The following is a 20,072-nucleotide window of genomic DNA, read 5'->3' on the forward strand; positions in this document are numbered from 1 at the left end:
CGTGACCCGGGCGCGGAGGGGGCCTTCGGTCTACGCGGTCCTCTCCGCCGCCACCTGCCGCGCCCACCGGTAGTCCGCCTTCCCGCTCGGCGAGCGCTGGATGCGGTCCGTCACCACCAGCTGGCGGGGGATCTTGTAGCCCGCGAGGTGGGACCGGCAGTGGGTCTGGACGGCGTCCAGGGTCAACGGTCGCGCCCCGTCGGCGAGTTGGACCACCGCCGCGACATGGTTGCCCCACTTCTCGTCCGGCACACCGGCCACCAACGCGTCGTAGATGTCCGGATGCGACTTGAGGGCCTGCTCGACCTCCTCCGGGTACACCTTCTCGCCGCCCGTGTTGATGCACTGCGAGCCGCGCCCCAGCACGGTGACGATGCCGTCCGCGTCGACCGTCGCCATGTCGCCGAGCAGCACCCACCGCTCGTCGCCCTTCTGGAAGAACGTCTCGGCGGTCTTCGCCGGGTCGTTGTAGTAGCCGAGCGGGACATGCCCGCGCTGTGCGATCCGCCCCACCTCGCCGACCGCCACCGGCTCGTGCGTCGCCGGATCCACCACCTGAGTACGGGAGTTCACCCGGACGTGGAAGCCCGCTCCCGCGCCCGAACCCGCCGTCGCCGTGCCGTTGAAGCCGGACTCGGACGAGCCGAAGTTGTTGAGCAGCATGGTGTTCGGCACCAGCTCCTGGAACTGCGCGCGCACCGTGTCCGACATGATCGCGCCCGAGGACGAGACACTGAACATCGACGAGCAGTCCGTGCCCTTCAAGGGGCCCTTGAGCGCGTCGATGAGCGGGCGCAGCATCGCGTCGCCCACCAGGGACATGCTGGTCACCTTCTCCTTCTCGATGGTGCGCAGCACCTCCTCCGGGACGAACTTGCGGTGGATGACGACCCGCTGGCCGAAGTTGAAGCCGATGAACGCGGTGAGCGTCGAGGTGCCGTGCATCAGCGGGGGAGTGGGGAAGAACGTGATGCCCTCGCCGCCCGCCGCCACCCGTTCGGCCAGCTCCTCGGGCCGTGACACCGGCTCCCCGGTCGGCGCGCCTCCGCCCAACCCGGCGAAGAACAGGTCCTCCTGACGCCACATCACCCCCTTGGGCATGCCCGTCGTGCCGCCGGTGTAGATGATGAACTGGTCGTCGGCCGAGCGTTCGGGGAACCCGCGCCCGTCCGAGGACTGCGCGGTCGCCTCCTCGAAGTCCACCGCCTTCAGGGGCGGCGCGTCCGCCTCGGGAGACCCCACCCGTATGAGGTGGCGCAGCTTCTCCGCGCGCGGCAGCGCCGCCGCCACCCTTGGGGTGAACTCGGCGTCGAAGACGAGCGCCGCGAGGTCCGCGTCCTGGTAGAGGTAGGCCAACTCCTCCTCCACGTACCGGTAGTTGACGTTCACCGGTACGACGCGCGCCTTCAGGCAGCCGATGGCCGTCTGGAGGTACTCGACGCCGTTGTAGAGGTGCAGGCCCAGGTGCTCGCCCGGGCGGATCCCGGCGGCGATCAGATGGTGCGCGACACGGTTGGCCGCCGCGTCCAGCTCCGCGTACGTGAGCCGGCGCTCCGCGCCCGTGCCGGGATGGTCCACGTAGACGAGCGCCTCGCGGTCGGGGACCACGTCGACGACCGACTCGAACAGGTCGGCAAGGTTGTACTCCACCGCGCTCCTCCTGATCCAGCTGAACCGCGTCCGCAACTCTCTGGCCGTCATCAGAACAGAACGGGGAGTAAGGGGGAAGGGGCTCCGCACAAGAAAACTGACTGAGTGTCAGAAAACTCTTGAACTGCCACGTGCCCTCCTGCAACCTGTTCCAGGTCCGAGGCCGACGGCTGACTGGAGGACCCCTCATGGGTGGGACCGAACATCTCGACGTCCGGCGTGAAGGCGCCACGCTCGTACTCACGCTCAATCGGCCCGAGGCCAAGAACGCGCTGTCCTTGCCGATGCTTGTCGGCCTCCACGACGGCTGGCTGGAGGCGGACGCCGACGACGCGATCCGCTCCATCGTGCTCACCGGGGCGGGCGGCGCGTTCTGCGCCGGCATGGACCTCAAGGCGCTCGCGGGCAAGGGGATGGAGGGCGAGCAGTACCGGGACCGGCTCAAGGCCGACCCCGATCTGCACTGGAAGGCGATGCTGCGCCACCACCGCCCGCGAAAGCCCGTCATCGCGGCCGTCGAGGGCCACTGCGTCGCGGGCGGCACCGAGATCCTCCAGGGCACGGACATCCGGGTGGCGGGGGAGTCGGCCACGTTCGGGCTCTTCGAGGTCAAGCGCGGGCTCTTCCCGATCGGCGGCTCCACGGTCCGGCTGCCGCGCCAGGTGCCCCGCACGCACGCCCTGGAGATGCTGCTGACCGGGCGCCCCTACCCGGCCGCCGAGGCCGCCGCCATCGGGCTCGTCGGCCGCGTGGTCCCCGACGGCGCCGCCCTCGACACCGCCCTGGAGATCGCCGAGCAGATCAACGCCTGCGGACCGCTCGCCGTCGAGGCGGTCAAGGCCTCCGTCTACGAGACCGCCGAGATGACCGAAACGGACGGTCTCGCCTCGGAGTTGAAGCGCGGCTGGCCCATCTTCGACACCGCCGACGCCAAGGAGGGCGCCCGCGCCTTCGCCGAGAAGCGCCCGGCCGAGTTCCGCCGGAAGTGAGGCCCGACCCCCACCCCGACCCCGCACGCCCCTACGCCAAGGAGGCCTCATGACATCCCCCGCCCAACCGGAGGTGCTGCGCGCACCACTGGTCGTCGAGTTCCCCTTCACCCGCTCCCTCGGCCCCGTCCAGTCCGCCTTCCTCAGCGGACTGCGCGAGCGCACCGTTCTCGGCGTCAAGACCGGCGACGGCACGGTGATGGTCCCGCCCGTCGAGTACGACCCCGTGACCGCCGAGGAGATCCGCGACCTCGTCGAGGTGTCCGCCACCGGCACCGTCACCACCTGGGCCTGGAACCCCGAACCCCGGCGCGGCCAGCCCCTCGACCGCCCCTTCGCCTGGGTCCTCGTCAAGCTCGACGGCGCCGACACCGCGCTGCTCCACGCCCTCGACGCGACGGGCCCCGACGCCGTGCACACCGGACAGCGCGTCCGCGTCCGCTGGGCCGAGGAACGCGAGGGCGCCATCACCGACATCGCGTGCTTCGAACCGTACGAGGGCGACGGCACGGAAACCGAAGTCGCCCCGCACAGCGGTGAGTTCGAGGACGCCGTCACCGGAATCGTCGCCCCCGCCCGCCTCGACTACACCTACAGCCCCGGCGGCGCCCAGACCCGCTACATCAACGCCCTCGCCGAACGCTGCACCGTCGGCGAACGCTGCCCCTCCTGCCGCAAGGTCTACATCCCGCCCCGCGGGGCCTGCCCCACCTGCGGCCTCGCCACCACCGACCAGGTCGAAGTGGGCCCCGGCGGCACCGTCACCACGTACTGCATCGTGAACATCAAGGCCAAGAACCTCGACATCGACGTCCCGTACGTGTACGCCCACATCGCCCTCGACGGCGCCGACCTCGCCCTGCACGGCCGCATCGCCGGCATCCCCTACGACCAGGTGCGCATGGGCCTGCGCGTCGAACCGGTGTGGACCGAGGGCGGCCGCTACCCGGACCACTACCGGCCCACCGGCGAACCCGACGCCGATTACGACACGTACAAGGAGATGATCTGATGCGGCCGCCGATCCGGGACATCGCCGTCGTCGCCTTCGGGCAGACCGACCACACCCGCACCTCCGACGAACAGTCCGAGGTAGAGATGCTGATGCCCGTCCTGCACCAGGTCCTCGCCAGCACCGGCCTGAAGACCAGCGACATCGGCTTCACCTGCTCGGGATCGAGCGACTATCTCGCCGGACGCGCCTTCTCCTTCACCATGGCCCTCGACGGCGTCGGCGCCTGGCCCCCGATCTCCGAGTCGCACGTCGAGATGGACGGCGCCTGGGCCCTGTACGAGGCATGGACCAAGCTGCTGACCGGCGAGGCCGACACCGCGCTCGTCTACTCCTACGGCAAGTCCTCGCCCGGCTCCGTGCGCGACGTCCTGACCCGACAGCTCGACCCGTACTACGTCGCCCCGCTGTGGCCCGACTCCGTCGCCCTCGCCGCCCTCCAGGCGCAGGCGCTCATCGACGGCGGACACACCGACGAGCCCGCGCTCGCCGGGGTCGCCGCCCGCAGCCGCGAGTCCGCCACCGGCAATCCGCACGCCCAGCTGCGCGGAAACGTGCCGCACGGCGATTACGTCGTAAATCCGCTGCGCACCGGCGACTGCCCGCCCATCGGCGACGGCGCCGCCGCCGTGATCCTCGCCGCGGGCGACCGGGCGCGCGAGCTGTGCGAGCGCCCCGCCTGGATCCGCGGCATCGACCACCGCATCGAGGCACACAGCCTCGGCGTCCGCGACCTCACCGACTCGCCCTCCACCCGGCTCGCCGCCGAGAACGCCGGAGCCTTCGAACGGCCCGTCGACACCGCCGAGTTGCACGCCCCGTTCACCTCGCAGGAAGTCGTCCTGCGCCGCGCCCTGAGCCTCGGAGACGACGTCGACGTCAACCCCTCGGGAGGCGCGCTCGCCGCCAACCCCGTGATGGCCGCCGGACTCATCCGCATCGGCGAGGCCGCCGCCCGCATCCACGCCGGAAGCTCCCGGCGCGCGCTCGCCCATGCCACCTCCGGGCCCTGCCTCCAGCAGAACCTGGTCGCCGTACTCGAAGGGGAGGACCAGTGATGTCGAAAGAGCCCGTGGCCGTCGTCGGGATCGGACAGACCAAGCACGTCGCCGCCCGCCGCGACGTCTCCATCGCGGGACTCGTCCGCGAGGCGGCCCAACGCGCCCTGGACGACGCCGAGTTGACCTGGGCCGACGTCGACGCCGTCGTCATCGGCAAGGCGCCCGACTTCTTCGAGGGCGTCATGATGCCGGAGCTGTACCTCGCGGACGCCCTCGGCGCCGTCGGCAAACCCATGCTCCGCGTGCACACCGCGGGCTCCGTGGGCGGCTCCACCGCGCTCGTCGCCGCGAACCTGGTCGCGGCCCGCGTCCACGGCACCGTCCTCACCCTCGCCTTCGAGAAGCAGTCCGAGTCCAACGCCATGTGGGGCCTGTCGCTGCCCATCCCGTTCCAGCAGCCGCTGCTCGCCGGTGCCGGCGGCTTCTTCGCCCCGCACGTGCGCGCGTACATGCGGCGCACCGGCGCCCCGGACACCGTCGGCTCCGTCGTCGCCTACAAGGACCGCCGCAACGCCCTGAAGAACCCGTACGCCCACCTCCACGAGCACGACATCACCCTGGAGAAGGTCCAGGCGTCGCCGATGCTCTGGGACCCCATCCGCTACTCCGAGACCTGCCCGTCGTCCGACGGGGCCTGCGCCATGATCCTCACCGACCGGTCGGGTGCGGAGCGCTCCCCGAAGCCGCCCGCGTGGATGCACGGCGGCGCCATGCGCAGCGAGCCGACCCTCTTCGCGGGCAAGGACTTCGTGTCCCCGCAGGCCGGCAAGGACTGCGCCGCCGACGTCTACCGGCAGGCCGGGATCGCCGACCCGCGCCGCGAGATCGACGCCGTCGAGATGTACGTGCCGTTCTCCTGGTACGAGCCGATGTGGCTGGAGAACCTGGGGTTCGCCGAGGAGGGCGAGGGCTGGAAGCTCACCGAGTCGGGCGTCACGGAACTCGACGGGGACCTCCCCGTCAACATGTCGGGCGGCGTCCTGTCCACCAATCCCATCGGCGCCTCCGGCATGATCCGCTTCGCCGAGGCCGCCCTCCAGGTGCGGGGCCAGGCCGGAGAGCACCAGGTCGACGGGGCGCGCAAGGTGCTCGGGCACGCCTACGGCGGCGGCTCGCAGTTCTTCTCCATGTGGCTCGTCGGCAGCGAGCCGCCCGCGCGGTGACCTTCGCCGCCGTCGCGGCCTGTGCGCGGCACGGACCGATCGCTAGGCTGGCGCACGGACGACGAACCGGGAGGAGCACGGACGTGGCCGAGAGCACCATCGACCAGCACCCGCTCATGGGGTGGGAGAAGCCGGACCTGGATCTCAGCAACGCGGACTGGCGGTCCAGCAGCGGGGGCCGGGGCGATGTCCAGATCGCCTTCGTCGAGGGCTTCATCGCGATGCGCAACGGCGGACGGCCCGATCGCCCGTCCCTGATCTTCACGCCCGCCGAGTGGGGAGCGTTCGTGAGTGGCGCCCGCGAGGGCGAGTTCGACCTGACGTAGTCGCCTTCCGGCCTGTTTACCGACACGGTTCCGACACGGGACCTCCGGCCCTGTCCTGTGGTCTGCGCATTTGCGACGCTGGCCACAGGAACAGCCGGTCAATGAGGGCGCGGCGACGCGCCCAGTGTCGGAGGCGAACAGATCATGGCAAGCCCGCACCAGCAGCCCGTCCTCGCCGCGGTGGACGGCTCCGACGACAGCCTCCGCGCCCTGGAGTGGGCGCTCGCCGAAGCGGCCAGGCGCGAGGCGGAACTGCGCGTCGTGCACGTGCGGCAGTACGCCCCCTTCCTCCAGGCCGACGTGCTCGTGGCCGACTTCGACGAGGAGCCCGAGAACGACAGCGTGCTCGCGGAGCTGCGCAAGAACCTGGAGGGGCGCGAGGGACTGCCGCCCCTGGAGTTCATCAGCAGGACCGGGCTGCCGGCCGTGGTCCTGTCCGAGATGAGCGCGGAGGCGCAGCTCCTGGTCCTCGGCTCGCGCGGACGCGGCGGCTTCGCGGGTCTGTTGCTCGGCTCGAACAGCGTGGCGGTGGCACGTGACGCAGCGTGCCCGGTGGTCGTGGTCCCGCCGCCGGGGCGCGAGGTGCACGGGGACGCCGAGCCCGCGCCGGGGCCGCGCGTCGTGGTCGGCCTGAAGATCGACGAACCGGACCACGCCACGCTCGCCCACGCCTTCGCGCACGCGGCCCGCACCGGCGCCAGGGTGCAGGTCGTCGTCGCCTACCCGTGGCCGGTCCTGGCCTGGACGGCGTACGGGGACTTCACGCCCACGACCGTCGACCAGGAGGCGACGGAGCGCGACACGCTTCGAGTGGCCGATGAGACCCTCGCCGAGCTGCGCGAGTCTCACCCTAAAGTTGAGGTTGAGGTTCGGGTGGTTCCGGGCGACGCGGCGGGCCACCTCGTCGAGAACTCGCGCGACGCGGAACTCCTCGTCGTCGGCCGCCACCGCCGCCGTCTGACCCGCCCGGCGCCCATGCTCGGCTCGGTCACCCACGCGGCGCTCCTGCACGCCGCGAGCCCCGTGGCGGTGGTGCCGCCCGAGGCCGACTGAGCGCTCAGCGCAGCACGACGCACCCGCGCCCGGTCAGCTCGTCGAGCAGGCCGGGCGCGATCCGCACCGCGTTCCACCGCAGGTCGAGCTTCTCCAGGCACGGCAGCTCCGCCAGCCACCCCGGCACCTCGCGCAGTCGATTGCTCCGCAGATCGAGACGGCGCAGCCGGGGCAGCCCGCGCAGCGCCTCCGGCACCGCGTCGAACGCGTTGTCCCGCAGCTCCAGCTCCCGCAGCTCCGCGAGGCCCCCGACCGACGCAGGAAGCGCGGCGAGCCGATTTCCGCGCAGCCACAGCTCCCGCAGCGCCCCGAGCCCACCGACGCTCTCCGGCAGCGCGTCGAGCCGGTTGTGCTGCGCCCGCAGCTCCACGAGCCCGGCCATCGAGCCCAGCGTCGAGTGCAACCGGGTCAGCCGGTTCTCGCCGACATTCAGATACGCGAGCCGGTCGAGCGAGCCCAGCGACTCCGGCAGCACGGTGAGCCGGTTGTCGTGCAGATATAGGAACCGGGTCAGAGCGCTGAGATCACCCAGCTCGGCGGGGACGGACGTCAACCGGTTGTGCCCGAGGTCCAGCGTGTGCAGACGGGACAGCGCACCGATGCGACCGGAGAGGTGGGTCAGCCGATTGTCGGGAAGCAGCAGCACCTCCAGGGCGGCATGCCGCCACACCTCGTCGGGCACGGCGTCGAGGCCGTCCTGCCAGTAGTTGAGCACAGTCGTCTCCACGGGCCCGAACCCTAGCGGTCCCGGGCGGAACCGGAATTCGCGCATCACGCTCCGGCGGAGGCGCCCCGGCGTACGCTGAGGGGCCTGGAAACCGCGGTGCGCGACCGCTCCGCGGGTGGGGGTGCGCCATGGTGCGGAGCGATGGCCGGGGCAGGCGGAAACTGTTCGAGCGGGACGGTGAACTCGCCGCGGTGGACGTGGTGTTGAACGAGCTGACCGGGCTGCCCCGGAGTGGCGCCGAACCCCCCGACCGGCCGCACGGCGCGCTGCTCGCCGTCGCCGCCGCCGCGGGCCTCGGCAAGACCAGCCTCCTCGCCGAGGTCCGCCGCAAGGCCGCCGCCAAGGGCTGCACCGTCCTCTACGCCCGCGGCGGCGAGCAGGAACAGGGCGTCGCCTTCCACGTGGCGCGCCAGCTCCTCCAGCCCCGCCTCGCCGGCGCCTCCGCCGCCGATCTGCGCGCCACCCTCGGCAGCTGGTACGCGATCGTGGGCCCCGCCCTCGGCCTGTGCGCGCCCACCGAGGGCGCGCCACCCGACCCGCAGGGCCTGCGCGACGGCCTCGACTGGGTCCTCACCCACCTCGCCGTCCAGCAGGCGCCCATGGTCCTCGTCCTCGACGACGCCCACTGGGCCGACCCCGAGTCCCTGAGCTGGCTCGCCGCCTTCGCGCCACGAGCCGAGGAACTGCCGCTGCTGCTCGTCGTCGCCTACCGCCCCGAAGAGCTCCCGGACCACGCCGAAGCCCTGCGCGGACTGCCGGGACGCTCAGGACACCGCGCCCTCGGCCTCGAACCGCTCAGCGCCACCGCCATCGCGGGACTCGTCCGCGACACCCTCGGCGGCCACGCCGACGACGCGTTCTGCCGCGAGTGCTGGGCCGTCACCGCCGGCAACCCCTTCGAAGCCGTCGAGCTGACCGCGAAGGTCCGCGACCGCGGCCTCGTCCCCACCGAGAACGGCGCCCACCTGCTGCGCGACCTCGCCGCCGCCGCCAAGGGCAGCGGACTCGTCGCCCGCATCGAACGCCTCGGCGCCACCACCGTCCGGTTCGCCTGGGCCTGCGCCGTCCTCGGCACCGAGATCGCCCCCGAACTCGCCGCGAACGTCGCGGGGCTCGGCTCCGAGGACGCCGCCGACGCCATCGACCGGCTCCGCACGGCCCGCGTCCTCAAGGGCGTCGACGCCCTCGAATTCGTCCACCCGCTCATCGCCACCGCCGTCTACCGCGCCATCCCCGGCGGCGTCCGCGTCGCCCTGCACGGACAGGCCGCCTGGACCGTCCTCGACGCGGGCCTCGGCCCCATCGCCGCCGCCCGGCACCTCCTGGAGACCCACCCCGAAGGCGACCCGTGGGTGGTGCGGCAACTGCGCGCCGCCGCCGCGGAGACCGTCCGCGCGGGCGCCCCCGACGCGGCCCGCCGCTACCTCGCCCGCGCCCTGCGCGAACCCCCGGCCTTCGACGACCGCGCCGCCGTCCTCTACGAACTCGGCAGCGCCTCCCTGCTCACCGAGCCCGCCACCACGGTCAACCACCTGCGCGCCGCCCTCGAGGAACCCATCACCGACCCCGCCCTGCGGCACGGCATCGTCTACCGCCTCTCCCAAGTCCTCGCCCACACCGACCGGCTCGCCGAGGCGTCCGAGACCCTCGCCCGCGAGATCCGCCTCACCGACGACCCCCGCGTCCGCCTGCGCATGCAGGCCGAACAGTTCATGTGGGACGCCTTCCGCGCCGACGAACCCGACTCCCCGGCCCGCTCCCGGCGCCTCGCCAAACTCGCCGACCGGCTCACCGGACGCGACCTCACCGAGCGGTACATCATCGGCCTGCGCACCTGGGACGCCACCCTGCGCGGCGAACCCGCCGACACCGTCATCAGGTACGCCGAGCGCGCCCTCGCCGGCGGACTGCGCTGGGCCGCCGACGAGGACCGCGGCTTCGAGGTCCCCGTCCTCGTCGCCATGGCCTTCCTCTACGCCGACCGGCCGGGCCGCACCGAGGAACTCTTCGTCGAGGGCATCGCCGACTTCGAGCAGGCAGGCTGGCGCGGCGCCCACCTCTCCTTCGCGTACACGCTCCTCGGCTACATCCGCTACCGGCGCGGGCGGCTCGCCGAGGCCGAGGACTTCGTCCGCGCGGGCCTGCGCCTCGCCCGCCGCGTCGGACCCGGCACCCCCGCCCACTGGTACGCCGTCGGCACCCTCGTCGAGGTGCTGCTCGCGCGCGGACGGGCAACCGAGGCCAAGGAGGTGGCGGACGCGCACGCGTTCGGGCCGCCGTTCCCCGCCGCCGTCGTCTTCCCCGACGCCCAGACCGTGTACGGGGAACTCCTGCTCGCCCTCGGCCGCACCGAGGACGCGGCGGAGGAACTCGCCGCCGCGGGCCGCCGCCTCGACCCGCGCGGCATGCGCAACCCCGCCTGGTGCCCCTGGCAGCTGCACCTTGCCCGCGCCGAGGCACCCGTCGCGCCCGAGCGGGCCCTCGCCCTCGCCGAGGACGCCGTCGAGCGGGCCCGCCACTACGGGGCGCCCTCCGCCATCGGACAGGCCCTGCGCACCGTGGCCGAGGTGTCGCCCGGCGCCGAGCGCGTCAAGGTCCTCGAGGAGTCCGTCGCCCACCTGGAACGCTCACCCGCCGGCTACGAACTGGCCCGCTCGCTCGTCGCCCTCGGCGCGGAGCTGCGCCGCAAGGGTCGCGCCAAGGACGCCGCCGACCACCTCTACCGGGGGCTCGACACGGCCGTCGGCTGCGGCGCCGACGGCCTCGCCCAGCAGGCCCGCGACGAACTGGCCGCGGCGGGAGTGCGACCACGCCCCCTGCACGGCGCCGTCACCGACACGCTCACCGCCCGCGAACGCGCCGCGGCCCGCCACGCCGCCCGCGGCCTGTGCCCGGCGGACGTCGCCGCCGAGCTGCGCACGGACGAGCCGACGGTGGTCGGGCTCCTGTCGGCGGCGTACCGGAAGCTGGGCACGGACGCGAAGGGTCTCGCGGCCGCGCTGGGGGAGTAGCGACGGCGACCCTGGCCGGGCCCACGCGCGGCGTGGACGTACCATGGGGCGCATGTCCTTCCTCCGCCGCCGCGCAGCGACCCCCGCGGGTCCCGACTTCGACGTCCTGGCCATGGACCCGGGCGACTGGCCGGGCAACCTGGGAGCCGGTCTGCTGCCCGCCCCCGACGGAACCTGCCAGGGCGTGTTCCTGCGCTACGACCTGTTCGGCGGCCGCGGCCCCGCGATGGTCATCGGAAACCTGCCCGAGGGCTCCCCGGCCCGCGAGGTCGGCGAGGGCGAGATCCCCTTCGAGGTCGCCCAGCTCCTGCTGGCGCTCGAGAACGACGAGGAGGTCACCGTCACCGACGTGGAGGACGTCCCGGTGATGCAGGGTGACAACCTCCTCGTGGTGCGCCGCCTGAAGCTCTCCGAGACCCGGATCTCCTGCGTGCAGTTCGACCGCAGCGACAACGTCCTGGTGACGATCGCGTCCTGGGACCGCCCGATCACGGACGACCTGTACGCGCTGCTCAAGCCGCTCCCGGCGGAGCTGTTCCAGCAGGCCTGAGCAGCGCGCACGTCAGTCCCTCAGGACGCGTTCGACGGCAGCACCCGCACATCGGCGGCCCGCACCCACGCGACGCGGTGGCCGAACTGGATCTCGTAGTACACGTCCTTGCCCTTCACCACGCGGTGCGACGTCGTGTCGAACGTGGGGGAGTAGAAGTACTCGCCCGTGGTCGTCCCGCCCGTCGCGTACCGCTGGCCCGCCAGGAGCTTGTACGGCAGCGGTGAGACGGCCTGCGGCGTGATGTTCGACGGGTAGGCATCCTTCTCCGGGTAGGCCCGCCCGTACACCGGGACCTCGCTCGCGCCCGGCTTCGGCGTGACCACAAGCCCCTTGGCGTGCACGGCGGTCGGCAGCGGGACCGGGTTCTTGAACCACGCCTTCTGCCCCAGGTACCAGATCGCCGTCCAGTCGCCCCTGCGCTCCGCGACCGCGTACTGCTGGCCCGCCGAGACCCGCGACGCCATGTCGTTCACGTCGATCGTCGACGGGTCCCCGTTGGGACGCAGCCCGATGTCCTTGATCAGTGGGGCGTCCTCGCTGGGCTCCGCGTACAGCCGCACCGCGCTCGACCCGTGCGGCGCGCACGGCACACCCGCCTTCTCGCAGCCCGTGAACTCCAGCCGGTTCAGCTCGAACTGCGGGGCGATGGTGACCAGGCCGCCGTTCGGCCCGGCCGTCGGGTGGAACGGCTTGCCCATCAGCGCGAAGTAGTGCGACCAGTCCCAGTACGGGCCCGGGTCCGTGTGCATCGACCTGATCGTCGACGTCGTCGGTCCTGGCACCGTGTCATGGCCCAGGATGTGCTGCCGGTCCAGCGGAATGCCGTACTTCTTGGAGAGGTACTTCACCAGGCGCGCCGACGACCGGTACATCTCCTCCGTGTACCAGGAGTCCGGCTGCGCGAGGAAACCCTCGTGCTCCAGGCCGATCGACTTCGCGTTGACGTACCAGTTGCCCGCGTGCCAGCCGACGTCCTTGTTCTTGATGGACTGCACGATGTGCCCGTCCGTCGAGCGCAGCGAGTAGTGCCACGCCAGGTACGTCTTGTCCTGCACCAGCTTCAGCGTCTGCTCCCACGTCGCCTCCGTGTCATGGATGACGATGTAGTCGATGCTCTGGTCCTTCGGCCGGTCCGCCAGATCGTGATTGCCGTAGTCGCCGTCGCCGAACTCCTCGTACGGCGCCGGGATCCACTCGCACGACACCGTCTTCGGGCACTCGGTGCCGCCCGCGTCGGCGCGGCGCAGGCCCATCCGCTCGATCTGCGCGGACTGCGGCTCGACGCCCGGCTGCGCGGCCAGCGTCACCTTCTGCCCGGCGTCGGTGGTGCGCCGCTCGCCGTCCCTGATCACCGCGAACACATCGTTCGCGTACGTGCCCGCCGTCGCCGCGTCGTCCGCCCCGGAGAACTTCGCGACCGCCCCGTACCAGTCCGAGGGCCGCTCGCTCAGCGGCCTGCCGAGCTGCTTCTGGGCGGCGGCGAGGAGGGCGGCGCCACCGCGCACGTTCGCCGCCGCATCCTCGCGCAACCGCTCGGCCGGGAGCCCGGTGAGTTTCGCGGCGCGCGGCAACGTCCGCAGTCGCGCCGGGAGTTCGGTGTTCGTCGGGACGGCCTTCGTCGCCCTGAGCGGCGCCCGCGAGTCGTCGCCGCGCGCGTCGCCCTCCGCATGGCTGTGCCCCACCGCCTTCTTCAGCGCGGTGCGGGCGTCGGTCAGATGCATGGGGCCGTAACCGCCGCTGACGCTCGGCGCCCCGTCGTGGGAGTCCCAGCGCGACTGGAGGTACGACACCCCGAGGAGCACGCTCTGCGGAACCCTGTACTCGGCCGCCGCCGCGGCGAACGCGCTCTGCAGCCGGCCCGAGGAGTCCTCCGCGCGAGCGCCGGGCGGAGCGGCGCCGAGCAGCGGCAGCAGCAGCGCCGCCACACCCACCGTGCCGCCGGCCGCCAGGGCGCCGCGGGATCGATTGGTACGTCTGCCAACGAGGGAACGGTTGGACCGGTGCAACGGTGCCTCCTGGGAACGCCGGGATCGGGTTGCCGTGCGGTGCCTGCGGGCCGACGGTGGGTCAGTGCTATCGGCTCGCCGACGATCCGTCAATCATGCGGTGCACAGCGATGATTCCCCCGGATTTCCCAAGTCAGCGGGCGTGTGCGGAGCTTTCGCCGACGGTGGTGCGACCGCCTGCGGCGCGTCAGTGGTGTGCACCAATGAGCGGCCGCACGCAAAGATCCGCGGGGCGGCCCGATTCCTGGGCCGCCCCGCGGATCCTCTTCCCCCGTCAGCGAGTGCCGACCGCCGCCCGCACCGCCTTGCGGGCCATGTTGCAGTCGTCGTGCAGGCGGCGCAGCAACAGCCGCTGCTCCTCGCCGGACGGCGCCGCACCGGGGTGGGCCTGACCCGCCGATGCCGCCGCCGGGGCCTCCTCGCGCAGCGAACGCTGCACGGCCGTCTCGTACGTCCGGATCTCCCGGGTCAGTACGAGCATCAGGTTGACCAGGAACGCGTCGCGCGAGGCCGGACCGCCCGACTGCGCGAGCTGGCTGATCTGACGCCGCGCCACCGGGGCGTCGCCCAGCACCGACCACAGCGTCGCCAGGTCGTACCCCGGTAGGTACCAGCCCGCGTGCTCCCAGTCGACGAGCACCGGACCCGTGGGCGCGAGCAGCACGTTCGACAGCAGGGCGTCGCCGTGACAGAACTGGCCCATCCCGCCGCGGCCCGCCGTGTGCGCGATCCCGTGCAGCAGCTTCTGGAGGTCGCCCATGTCCCGGTCGGTCAGCAGACCGAGCTCATGGAAGCGGTTGATCCGCGCCGCGTAGTCCAGCGGGGCGTCGAAGGTGCCCGCCGGCGGCCGCCACTGGTTGAGCCGGCAGATCGCGCCGAGCGCGGCGCGCACGTCCGCCCGCGGCGGAGCCTCGACCGGGTGGCGCTGCAGGGCCGCCACCCGGCCGGGCATCCGCTCGATCACCAGCGTCCCGTTGTCGGGGTCCGCGGCGATGAGCCGGGGCGCCCGCACCGGGGGCCGGTGTCGGACGAACGAGCGGTACGCGGCTATCTCGTGCCGCATCCGCGAGGTGTAGGTGGGCGCGTGGTCCAGTAAACACTTCGCCACGGCGGTGCTGCGTCCCGTCGTACCGACGATGAGGACGGAGCGCGGGGAGCGGCGCAGCACCTGCACCGGATGGAACTCCGGGCAGATCCGGTGCACCGACGCGATCGCCGTGCGCAGCTGGGCGCCCTGAGGGCCGGACAAGTCGAGTCTCCCGCTGAGCGGTTGCGTGCCGATCCCCGGGGCGCGACGCGGCCGCGTGACGCCACCGAGCGCCTGGGTCGCGGGCCGCACGGGGTCGAGGTACGGGCCGCTCCCGCCGACCGCCGGGCGGGCGGGGCGCAGCGGCCGGGGCGGGGCGGACACGGAGGACGATGCTGCGTACATGGGCGAAACAGATCCCTTCGTGTGCCAGTGAGTTGCCTGCGCCGACCCGGCCCGGCCGATGCGGTACACCCTGGGGAATGCCCCGCGGCGACCGGGTCGGGGTGGCGCACTCCTACCTGACACCAGGCGCCCAAGAGCACAACAGCTGGCGCACCCTGGCGAACCCTGGCGAATAGTCGCCCTGCAACTGACAGAGGGCTACTGTCGATTTCAGCCGAGAACCTGGGGGCTTACGTGAACGGACAACCCAACACCCGCCTGAACGACCTGTTCGGCCTGGCCGGCTGGTCCAAGGGCGAACTCGCGAGACTGGTCAACCGGCAGGCAGCGGCCATGGGCCACGCGCAGCTGGCGACCGACACCTCGCGGGTGCGGCGTTGGATCGACATGGGAGAGATCCCGCGCGATCCGGTGCCCCGGGTGCTGGCGGCGCTGTTCACCGAGCGACTCGGCCGTGTCGTGACCATCGAGGACCTCGGTCTCGTCCGACACGGGCGCGTAGGGAAACGGCAAGGCGGCGGCCCGGAGCAACAGGGCCCCGACGGAGTGCCGTGGGCGCCCGAGCGGACAGCGGCGGTCCTCACCGAATTCACGGGAATGGACCTCATGCTCAACCGACGCGGCTTGGTGGGCGCGGGTGCCGCGCTCGCCGCAGGCTCAGCACTCAGCAGCGCCATGCACGACTGGCTGCACACCGATCCGGCCCTCGCGGCCGACGCCCCCCGTACCGACGATCCGCTGTCCTCCCCAGCCAACGCCGACCCGGCTGGGTTCGACCGCTACGAGGCCGCACCCATCGGTTCCCAGGAGATCGAGGAACTGGAGCGTTCGGTCGAGGTGTTCCGTGCCTGGGACGCCTCCCGCGGCGGCGGGCTCCAGCGCAAGGCGGTCGTGGGTCAGCTCAACGAGGTGGGGGGCATGCTCTCCTACCGCCACCCCGACCACCTGCAGCGGCGCCTGTGGGGCGTCGCCGCCAACCTGGCGGTCCTCGCGGGCTGGATGTCCCACGACGTGGGCCTCGAACCCACGGCGCAGAAGTACTTCGTCATCGCCGCGCACGCCGCGCGCGAGGGCGGCGACCGGCCGCGGGCCGGGGAGGCGCTCTCGCGGGCCGCCCGCCAGAAGATCCACCTCGGCGCGCCGGGCGAGGCGCTCGACCTCATGAAGCTCGCCAAGTCCGGCTCCGGCGACCAGGTGTTGCCGCGCACCAAGGCGATGCTCTGCACCATCGAGGCCTGGGCACAGGCGTCCCTGGGCAAGGGCCAGGCGATGCGCCGCACCCTCGGCCAGGCGGAGGAGCTGTTCGTCTCCGACAAGGGCGATGTGCCGCCGCCGAGCTGGATGCAGATGTTCGACGAGGCGGACCTGCACGGCATGCAGGCCCTGGCCTACCGCACCCTCGCCGAGCACGACCCGTCCGCGGCGGTCATCGCGCAGCGGCACGCCCAGGAGGCCCTCGCGCTGCGCGCCGGCGGCCGGGACCGTTCGAAGATCTTCGACCACCTGTCGATGGCCTCGGCCTGCTTCATCGCCGACGACCCCGAACAGGCGGACAGGTACGCGCGGTTGGCGCTCAACTCCATGGGCTCCAACTCCTCGCACCGCACGTGGGACCGGCTGCGCGAGATGTACCGGCTCACCGGGCAGTACGCGGACTACCCGAAGATCGACGACCTGCGTCAGGAGATCAAGCTGGCGCTGCCGAGGGCGACGGGCAAGCGCGTCCAGGCGTAGTCCCGGGCACTGCACACAGCCATATGTACGGCGTCAGGAACCGATCCTGGCGACGAGGACACAGGCGTCGTCCTCGCGCTCGCCCCGACCGAACTCCTCCCGGAGCACGCGCACGCAGTCCTGCGCGTCTCGGGCCCCGGTCAGCGGACCCGCAAGCGCGAGCAGCCGGCCCGCGGAGGCGGTCTCGCCGCGCCGCGGCACGAGGCCGTCCGTGTACAGGACCAACAGGTCCCCTGTGCGCAGTGGTTCCTCGGCCTGCCCGTAGACGGCGCCGGAGGTGGCACCGAGCAGGACACCCTCGGGAGGCGTGAGCGCACGCCCCGTCCCGTCACGGAACAGCAGTGGGGCGGGGTGTCCCGCCTGCGCCCACGCCAGTGTGCGGGCCGCCGGGTCGTACCGGCAGCACAGGGCGCTGCCGAGGGCCGGCTGCACGGAGGAGTCGAGGAGGTGGTTGAGGGAGCCGAGGAGCTCGCCGGGCGGGGTGTCGCACAGGGCCATGCCGCGCACCGCGCCGAGCAGCATCGCCATGCCGGAGGTGACGGCCACGCCGTGCCCGGTGAGGTCGCCGACGGTCAACAGGGTGTGGCCGCCCGGCAGTTCGAGCGCGTCGTACCAGTCTCCGCCGACGAGGTTGCCGACGGAGGAGGGGAAGTACTGGGCGGCGAGGTCGAGCCCGCCGGGCCCGCTGTGCGGGAGCCGCAGGGAGCCACGCCACGGCGGCAGCACGGCCTCCTGCAACTCGACCGCGAGCCGGTGCTCGGTCTGCGCGATGTGCCGCTGGCGCTGGAGCGAGTCACGGGTCTCGCTCACCGCGCGCTGGCTGCGGCGCAGCTCGCTGACGTCACGCAGCACCGCCCACATCGAGGCGGTCGCGCCGTCGGCGTCGAGCACGGGCTCGCCCATCATGTGCACCGTGCGCACGGTCCCGTCCGGGCGCACGACGCGGAACTCCCCGTCCATCGGCTTGCCGTCGATGAGGCAGTCGGTGACCATCGCGGTCAGCTTCGGCTGGTCGTCGGCGTGCACGAGCGCGGGCAGCTCGTCGAGCGTCAGCGCGGGGGCGGCCGGGTCACGGCCGAGGATCTGGTACAGCTCGGCGGACCAGGTGGCCTCGTCGGTGAGCAGGTCCCATTCGGCGCTGCCCACCCGGCTCAGCAGGGATCCGGGCTCGGCGGGCGGCGCGGTGACACGCTGGGAGGGCAGTCCCGCCAAGGGGGCGGGGCCCTCCCGCAGTTGTGCCAAGTGCCGGTCGAGGTCGCTGAGTTGGTGCACCGCGAGCTCGTACAGGGCGCGCTGCCAGCGGGACTCGGGGTCGGCCTCGTCCGTCATCACCGATTCCCGGCGCACCGCGTCGACGTCGCCGAGCAGTCGGCGCGTCTGTGAGATCAGCGCGTCGACGGTGCCGCGCTCCGGCGGTTGGCCGGCGGGGCGGTCCGCGAAGGCATGGGGCGGCATGAGGAGACTCTCCGATGCGGGCACTGGTGGCCAGGGCTGACGGAAGGACCGCTAAAGACTTTGGCACAGGCCGCGTTGGCCCGTAAGGGATTTGGCCATACACGATGCGGTGGTGCTTGTGGCATATGCCCTTGTCCTCCGGAGGCCCTCGTTCGTGGCCACTGCTCGAACGGGTGCACGGTGCAGGCGTATGCCGCGTTCATACGTACGGTCATCCGTGCCCCGTCGATCGGCGTAGTCAAACCTACGTACGCAACCAAACCGCGGTGTCCGACGGCAATCGACCGTCGCCGTCGAGCGGGTCGCTGGTTAGCAGCACCTCGCGGTGCGGCGGCAGCGCGGCGGGCTCCGCGGAGAGGTTCACGACGCACACCAGGCCGGCCCCGCGGGCGAACGCGAGCACGTCATCGGCGGCGTCGAGCCACGCCAACTCATGGCCCTGAAAACCCGGTTGGCATGCCCGCAGGTGCAGTGCGCTCCGGTACAGCGCGAGCATGGAGCGGGGGTCGTCCGCCTGGGCCTCGGCCGCGTACGCGCCCCAGCCGGGCGGCTGCGGCAGCCACGGGGCGCCGGACCCGGTGTCCGTGTCCCCGAAGCCGTACGTCGGCCCCTGCGCGGTCCACGGCAGGGGCACCCGGCAGCCGTCGCGGCCGGGGTCGACGCCGCCCGAGCGGGCGTGCATCGGGTCCTGGATGCGCGCGGGGTCGACCTCCACCTCGGGCAGCCCCAGCTCCTCGCCCTGGTACAGGTACACGGAGCCCGGCAGGGCCAGGGACAGCAGGGCCGCCGCACGCGCGCGGCGCCGCCCGAGGCCCAGGTCGGTCGGGGTGCCGAAGCGCTTCGTGGCGAAGTCGAAGCGGGTGTCCGCGCGGCCGTAGCGGGTGACCGTGCGGGTCACGTCGTGGTTGCACAGCACCCACGTCGCGGGCGCGCCGACCGGCGCGTGGTACGCGAGCGTGCGGTCGATGGACGCGCGCAGCTCGGCGGCGTCCCACGGCCGGGTCAGGAAGTCGAAGTTGAACGCGGTGTGCAGCTCGTCGGGGCGCAGATAGCGGGCGAACCGCTCGGGGTCGGGGACCCACAGTTCGCCGATGAGGACGCCGTCGTACGCGTCGGCCACGGCACGCCAGGCGCGGTAGATGTCGTGCAGTTCGTCGCGGTCGACATAGCCGCTCGTGTCGTCCGGCTCCGCGTCGGCGAGCGTCGGATCCTTCGCGAGCAGCGCCGCCGAGTCCACGCGCACGCCGGCCGCGCCCCGCTCGAACCAGAAGCGCAGCACGTCCTCGTGCTCCTGGCGTACCGCAGGGTGCGCCCAGTTGAGGTCCGGCTGCTCCGGCGTGAACAGGTGCAGGTACCACTCGCCGTCCGGCACCCGGGTCCAGGTGCTGCCCGCGAACTGGGACGGCCAGTTGTTCGGCGGCAGCTCGCCGTGCGGGCCGCGGCCCGGCCTGAAGTGGAACAGCTCCCGCTCCGGGCTGCCCGGTCCCGCCGCCAGAGCGGCCTGAAACCACGGGTGTTGATCGGACACATGGTTCGGTACGACGTCGACGATCACGCGGATGCCGAGGTCCCGCGCCTCCGCGATCAGCTTCTCGGCCTCGGCGAGGGTGCCGAACGCCGGGTCGATCGCCCGGTAGTCCGCCACGTCGTAGCCGCCGTCCGCGAGCGGCGAGCGGTACCAGGGGGTGAACCAGATGGCGTCCACGCCGAGCCGGGCCAGATACGGCAGGCGGGACCTGACACCGGCGAGATCGCCCGTGCCGTCCCCGTCGCCGTCGGCGAAGCTGCGGACGTACACCTGGTAGATGGCGGCACCGCGCCACCAGTCGTCGGCCACCACGAAGGGGTCCTTTCGCGCAAGGGTCACAGGAAGAGTCACAGGGGAGGCAGCGGGACGGGC

General features: G+C 72.5%; 15 protein-coding genes. 9 read left to right on the forward strand and 6 right to left on the reverse strand.

The window, feature by feature from the left end; all coding sequences use genetic code 11:
• Window positions 1-30: 30 nt before the first annotated feature.
• A complete protein-coding gene (locus ACTWJ8_RS38710; RefSeq protein ID WP_443262106.1) occupies window positions 31-1,650 on the reverse strand; it encodes an acyl-CoA synthetase in 1,620 nt (539 codons plus the stop codon).
• Between the two features lie 188 nt (window positions 1,651-1,838).
• Between ACTWJ8_RS38710 and ACTWJ8_RS38715 the strand changes: the two genes are divergently transcribed.
• From ACTWJ8_RS38715 to ACTWJ8_RS38740, 6 genes are all read left to right on the forward strand, one after another.
• Window positions 1,839-2,639: a crotonase/enoyl-CoA hydratase family protein gene (locus ACTWJ8_RS38715; protein ID WP_356384800.1), complete on the forward strand. Its 801-nt coding sequence runs from the start codon at window positions 1,839-1,841 to the stop codon at window positions 2,637-2,639.
• A 49-nt stretch (window positions 2,640-2,688) separates the two neighbouring features.
• Window positions 2,689-3,651: a Zn-ribbon domain-containing OB-fold protein gene (locus tag ACTWJ8_RS38720; RefSeq protein WP_443262107.1), complete on the forward strand. Its 963-nt coding sequence runs from the start codon at window positions 2,689-2,691 to the stop codon at window positions 3,649-3,651.
• A complete protein-coding gene (locus tag ACTWJ8_RS38725; protein WP_356384806.1) occupies window positions 3,651-4,709 on the forward strand; it encodes a thiolase domain-containing protein in 1,059 nt (352 codons plus the stop codon). Before ACTWJ8_RS38720 ends, ACTWJ8_RS38725 begins: the two co-directional genes overlap by 1 nt.
• A complete protein-coding gene (locus ACTWJ8_RS38730; RefSeq protein ID WP_356384808.1) occupies window positions 4,709-5,875 on the forward strand; it encodes a thiolase domain-containing protein in 1,167 nt (388 codons plus the stop codon). The genes ACTWJ8_RS38725 and ACTWJ8_RS38730 overlap by 1 nt, the downstream gene beginning before the upstream one ends.
• Before the next feature lie 83 nt (window positions 5,876-5,958).
• The gene (locus ACTWJ8_RS38735) at window positions 5,959-6,201 is read left to right on the forward strand and encodes a DUF397 domain-containing protein (RefSeq protein WP_356384811.1); all 243 of its coding nucleotides are present in this window, start codon (window positions 5,959-5,961) and stop codon (window positions 6,199-6,201) included.
• A 144-nt stretch (window positions 6,202-6,345) separates the two neighbouring features.
• Complete coding sequence (locus ACTWJ8_RS38740) at window positions 6,346-7,254, forward strand: universal stress protein (RefSeq protein ID WP_443262108.1); 909 nt, start codon at window positions 6,346-6,348, stop codon at window positions 7,252-7,254.
• Between the two features lie 4 nt (window positions 7,255-7,258).
• Here the strand turns inward: ACTWJ8_RS38740 and ACTWJ8_RS38745 are convergent, their stop codons facing one another.
• Window positions 7,259-8,026 (reverse strand): leucine-rich repeat domain-containing protein, encoded by a 768-nt coding sequence (locus tag ACTWJ8_RS38745; RefSeq protein ID WP_443262109.1) that lies wholly within the window; start codon window positions 8,024-8,026, stop codon window positions 7,259-7,261.
• An 83-nt stretch (window positions 8,027-8,109) separates the two neighbouring features.
• On the opposite strand from ACTWJ8_RS38745, the gene ACTWJ8_RS38750 reads away from it, so the two are divergent.
• Window positions 8,110-10,992, forward strand: coding sequence for an ATP-binding protein (locus tag ACTWJ8_RS38750; RefSeq protein WP_443262110.1), 2,883 nt, complete (start codon window positions 8,110-8,112; stop codon window positions 10,990-10,992).
• Between the two features lie 52 nt (window positions 10,993-11,044).
• The gene (locus ACTWJ8_RS38755) at window positions 11,045-11,542 is read left to right on the forward strand and encodes a hypothetical protein (RefSeq protein WP_356384823.1); all 498 of its coding nucleotides are present in this window, start codon (window positions 11,045-11,047) and stop codon (window positions 11,540-11,542) included.
• Between the two features lie 20 nt (window positions 11,543-11,562).
• Here the strand turns inward: ACTWJ8_RS38755 and ACTWJ8_RS38760 are convergent, their stop codons facing one another.
• On the reverse strand, window positions 11,563-13,476 hold the full coding sequence (locus tag ACTWJ8_RS38760; RefSeq protein ID WP_443265122.1) for an N-acetylmuramoyl-L-alanine amidase: 1,914 nt from the start codon (window positions 13,474-13,476) through the stop codon (window positions 11,563-11,565).
• A 349-nt stretch (window positions 13,477-13,825) separates the two neighbouring features.
• Entirely contained in the window at window positions 13,826-14,983 is a 1,158-nt protein-coding gene (locus tag ACTWJ8_RS38765; RefSeq protein WP_356384826.1) for an aminoglycoside phosphotransferase family protein, read from the reverse strand.
• 234 nt (window positions 14,984-15,217) lie between these two features.
• Between ACTWJ8_RS38765 and ACTWJ8_RS38770 the strand changes: the two genes are divergently transcribed.
• Window positions 15,218-16,717, forward strand: a complete 1,500-nt coding sequence (locus ACTWJ8_RS38770) for a DNA-binding protein NsdB (protein WP_356384829.1) — start codon at window positions 15,218-15,220, stop codon at window positions 16,715-16,717.
• Window positions 16,718-16,750: 33 nt separating this feature from the next.
• Here ACTWJ8_RS38770 and ACTWJ8_RS38775 read toward each other — a convergent pair whose 3' ends face one another.
• Together ACTWJ8_RS38775 and ACTWJ8_RS38780 are read right to left on the reverse strand one after the other, a co-directional pair.
• A complete protein-coding gene (locus tag ACTWJ8_RS38775; protein ID WP_443262111.1) occupies window positions 16,751-18,172 on the reverse strand; it encodes a PP2C family protein-serine/threonine phosphatase in 1,422 nt (473 codons plus the stop codon).
• Between the two features lie 244 nt (window positions 18,173-18,416).
• Entirely contained in the window at window positions 18,417-20,039 is a 1,623-nt protein-coding gene (locus ACTWJ8_RS38780; protein WP_443262112.1) for a glycoside hydrolase family 13 protein, read from the reverse strand.
• Window positions 20,040-20,072: the final 33 nt, after the last annotated feature.

The organism is Streptomyces sp. SDT5-1 (assembly GCF_052245995.1).
GTDB lineage: Bacteria > Actinomycetota > Actinomycetes > Streptomycetales > Streptomycetaceae > Streptomyces.